A 4,060-nucleotide genomic window follows, 5' to 3' on the forward strand; every position below is an offset into this window, starting at 1 on the left:
GTCGAGGGTGTGGTCGACGAGTTCGGCCAGTCCCCGGCGGCCGAGGGCGCGCAGGGTGACGGCGATCTTGAGGACGTCGGGTCGTCTGCTGGTGCGCAGCGAGCGGCCGAGGAGGTCGGGGAGGCCGGCGGCGGTGTCGTCCTCGGCGTTGAGGTAGTCGGCGCGGTGGGCGAGGGGTGCGAGCCGGGCGGTGTCGGGTACGGCGAGGAGTCCGGCGGCGACCGGCTGCCAGCCCAGTTTGTGCAGGTCGAGGGTGACGGACTGGGCGCGGTGGAGGCCGGTGAGCAGGTGGCGGTGGCGCGGGCTGAACAGGAGTGCTCCGCCGTAGGCGGCGTCGATGTGGAGTTCCGCGCCGTGCCGTGCGCACAGGTCGGCGATCGGGCCGAGGGGGTCGATGCGGCCGGCGTCGGTGGTGCCCGCGGTCGCGGTGACGAGGAGCGGACGGCCGCGCAGGGCGGTGAGGGCGGCGTCGAGTGCGGCGGTGTCGACGACGCCGCCGGGGGCGGGCACGGTGACGGGGTCGGGCAGGCCGAGCAGCCAGGCGGCGCGGTGGACGGAGTGGTGCGCGGTGGTGCCGGTGACGACCTGGACGGGGCCGTGGTGCTCCCGGGCCAGGAGCAGCGCGAGCTGGTTGGCCTCGGTGCCGCCGGTGGTGACGAGTGCGGCGGGGCGCGGTGCTTGGCCCGGGTCGGCCTGGCCGGGGTCCGGCTGCGGGTAGATCTCGCGGGCGAGGGCCCCGGTGACGGCGGCTTCCAGGGCGGAGGCCGCGGGTGCCTGGTCCCAGGAGTCGAGGGAGGGGTTGAGGGCCGTCGCGGCCAGGTCGGCGGCGGCGGCTACGGCGAGGGGCGGACAGTGCAGGTGGGCTGTGCACAGGGGGTCCGCGGGGTCGGCGGTGCCTTCGGCGAGGGTGCGGACCACGGTGCGCAGGGCTTCTTCGGCGCCGGTGCCTTCGGTGGGCAGCACGGGGCCGATGGCGGCGTGGAGCCGGGCGGTGACGGCCCGGGGCCCGCCGGCGGGCAGCGGGCCGCCGCGGGCGCGGGCTCCCTCGGTGAGGGCGTCGAGGACGGTGGGGAGCAGTGCCCGCAGGGCTGCGGGCCCTGCGGTGCCCCCGGCGAGGGGCGGCGGCGTGCTCATGGGGGTCCTTCGGGCACGGGGTTGCTGGTCGGCCTACCAGAGTGGCGCGCGGCGGCGCGGTTCGCCCGGCCGGCGTCCGAGGTCAACCCGAAAGGGGTATCCCGGGAGCTTTTGCGCGGGGCGCGCGTCCGCGGTCCGCTTTCCGGGGCGGCCACGCCGGCGGTGCTCCTCCTGGGCCCGTGTGGGGCCGCCGGGGGGCGGGACGGCGTCGGGCCGGCTCTGCGAGGAGCCTGCGCGGACGGACGGCTCGGCGCCGTACGACCGCGACCGCGCCGCGAGCCGGGGCCGCGAGCGGGGAACCTGCCTCACCGCCCGTCGGGGAACCCGCCTCACCGCCCGTCGGGGGGCCGCCGTTGCCGGGGGTGGAGGGCGCCCCGCCCATGGGCAGGCCGATGTCCCCGCGTGCGCTTCGGTGTTCGGTCGCCGCCGTACGCGCACACCCCCTGGAATCAGGGATGGGGCGAAGCCTCTGCGGCCCGTACCGTCAGGGTCGTTTCCACCGTCCACCTGGTTGCGGGAGAGGATTCCGTGCGCACCACGCTGGCAGCGCCGGCCGGCACGGCTCTCGTTCGCCCTGGCCACGTGGCCGTCCTGCGCGGCAGGACGGCACTGAGCGCGGCAGGACGGCACTGAGCGCGGCGGGTCGGCGGAAGGCGCGGCCGGCTGCCTGCGGCTTCCGTCGGCCTCGCCCTTCTGAAACGCCACGGCCGATACAAGACAGAGGACTTGTCCGTTGACGCACGATGAACTCGCGACTCGTTCCATGGATGCCAGAGCCGGAGCCTGGGCGCAGTGGGGGGATCTGGACGACGATGTGATCACTCATCTCGTCAGCCCGATGTTCTCGGGTGGCCCGACCTGGCCGAACATTCGCCAGGCGTACCGCGTTGCCCGCCGGGGCGGTGAGCTCCTGGTGGCGAGTGACGGACTGTCGGACCCGTTCGCTCCTCTCGTGATGAGGGAGATGGACGTCGATCCCGAGGAGCCGTCCAACGGTTTCGGGTACGAGTTCTACGCCACGACGGCCGACCCCATCGACCGGATTCCCGGGTCGTGGCTTTTCGACCTCGTCTGGCAGGTGAGTCAACTCGGTGCGCTTCAGGATCTCGGCGGCACGCTGGACAGGCTGACGCTCGTCTCCACCGAGCTCTATGACGTGCGCATTCCCCGGCCGTACACCGATCGCTTCGTCAACGTTCACCGGCGGGTGGGCGTCCTTCTCGGTCTGGCCGGCACCGTCCCCACGCGGATAGCGGGCCCGCTCTCCCCGATCCGCCTTGTCAGCGTCAAGCTGCTGACGCTCCCCGAGTTGGAGTACGCGGTGCGGAACGGATCGGAAGGACGTCGGGAACTGCGCCGCCGTCTCACCGCTCAAGGGAGCCTGCTGACGTCCGGCCTCGACCGCCCCAGCGTCGTGTGACCCGCGACGGCCGGCCCGGGGAGGGGGGACCCCACCGGGCAGGCCGTTGCGCGGTCAGCCGCGGCCGCGCAGCGCGCGTTCGAGGTCGTCGAGTTGGTCGGCGAGGCGGCGGCGCAGCGCCGGGAGGACGTCGGTGTCGCGCAGGAAGTCCCTCCCGGTGGTGAGGTGTTCGCCGTCGACGGCGTAGTGCGGGAACGCGTAGCGGGCGGCGGCCTCCGCGAGGGCGGGCCCGCGGCGGTCGGACATGGCGGCCGCTGCCGGGTAGAACGCGCTGACGTAGTCGCGTACGAGTTCGGTCTGTTCGGGCTGCCAGAAGCCCTGCGCGGTGGCGGTGAAGAGGTAGTTGGACAGGGTGTCGTTCTCGAACATGAGCTGCCAGGCGGCGAGTTTGGCGTCGGCGTCGGGCAGTGCGGCACGGCAGCGCGCGGCGCCTTCCTGTCCTGTGGCGCTGGGGTCGCGTTCGAGTTCGGTCGCGATGTGGTGTTCGGTGGCGTCGCCGAGCACGGAGAGCCGTTCGAGGATGCGCCAGCGCAGTTCGGGGTCGAGGGCGGGGCCGCCGGGCACCACGTCCGAGGTGAGCCATTCGCGGAGCTGGTCGGGCTCGGTGGCGCTGTCGATGAAGACGCGCAGGGCTGCCAGGCGCAGTCCCGGGTGGGAGCCGTCCTCGGTGCGGCGCAGCAGGGCCCGGCAGGTGGCGGTGAGGGTCGCGAGGGCGGCGTGCCGTTCGGGGGCGGGCAGCAGCCGGTCGGCGATCTGGGTGCGGCCGAAGCCGAGTACGGCCTGGACGACGGCGATCTCGGTCTCGCGCGGCAGGTGCGCGCGGGCGACGTCGAGGTAGGCGGCGGGGGTGAGTTCCGCGTCGCGGACCATGTCGCGGGCGGCGTTCCAGACGACGGCGCGGGAGAGGGAGTCGGGCAGTCCGGACAGGGAGCGTTCGACGGTCTGCCAGGAGTCGGGGTCGAGGCGGATCTTGGCGTAGCTGCGGTCCTCGTCGTTGAGGAGGATCAGGTCGGGGCGGCGGTTCTCGCCCGTGACGGTGTGGGTCCGGCCGCCGGGGAAGTCGTGCTCGGCGCGCTCGCGCAGCACGAGGCGTCCGGGCTCGGTGGGGTCGGTGTCGTACAGGCCGATGAGGAGGCGGTGCGGCCTGGTCCCGGTGTGCTGGACGTCGAGTTGCCAGCGGGTGGTGCCGGCGGACCTGGCCTGGGGGGTGAAGGTGTCGATGCCGGTGGTGCGGAGCCATGCCTCGGCCCAGGAGCGGACGTCGCGTCCGGAGGCGGTGGCGAGGGAGTCGACGAAGTCGGCGAGGGTGGCGTTGCCGAAGCGGTGCCGGGCGAAGTGCAGGTTGATGCCGGCGAGGAAGTCCTTCTCGCCGAGCCAGGTGACGAGCTGCCGCAGGGCGGAGGCGCCCTTGGCGTAGGAGATGCCGTCTGGCGGACGTACCCGTAGGCGGAGACGTCGGGGTACAGCCGGTTGTTGGTGTGAAAGGCGAGTTGGACGGGTGTCAGC

3 protein-coding genes are annotated in these 4,060 nt (G+C 73.8%); 1 reads left to right on the forward strand and 2 read right to left on the reverse strand.

Features of this window, described 5'->3' with window-relative positions:
* Positions 1-1,134 (reverse strand): aminotransferase class V-fold PLP-dependent enzyme (locus GUY61_RS35565; RefSeq protein WP_166634440.1); only part of this gene is annotated, 1,134 nt, incomplete at its 3' end.
* 763 nt (positions 1,135-1,897) lie between these two features.
* Between GUY61_RS35565 and GUY61_RS35570 the strand changes: the two genes are divergently transcribed.
* Positions 1,898-2,554: a hypothetical protein gene (locus tag GUY61_RS35570; RefSeq protein ID WP_166634441.1), complete on the forward strand. Its 657-nt coding sequence runs from the start codon at positions 1,898-1,900 to the stop codon at positions 2,552-2,554.
* Positions 2,555-2,608: 54 nt separating this feature from the next.
* Here the strand turns inward: GUY61_RS35570 and GUY61_RS35575 are convergent.
* On the reverse strand, positions 2,609-4,060 hold a 1,452-nt coding region (locus GUY61_RS35575), incomplete at its 5' end, for an ERAP1-like C-terminal domain-containing protein (RefSeq protein WP_208106860.1).

The organism is Streptomyces sp. GC420, assembly GCF_009916105.1.
Lineage (GTDB): Bacteria > Actinomycetota > Actinomycetes > Streptomycetales > Streptomycetaceae > Streptomyces.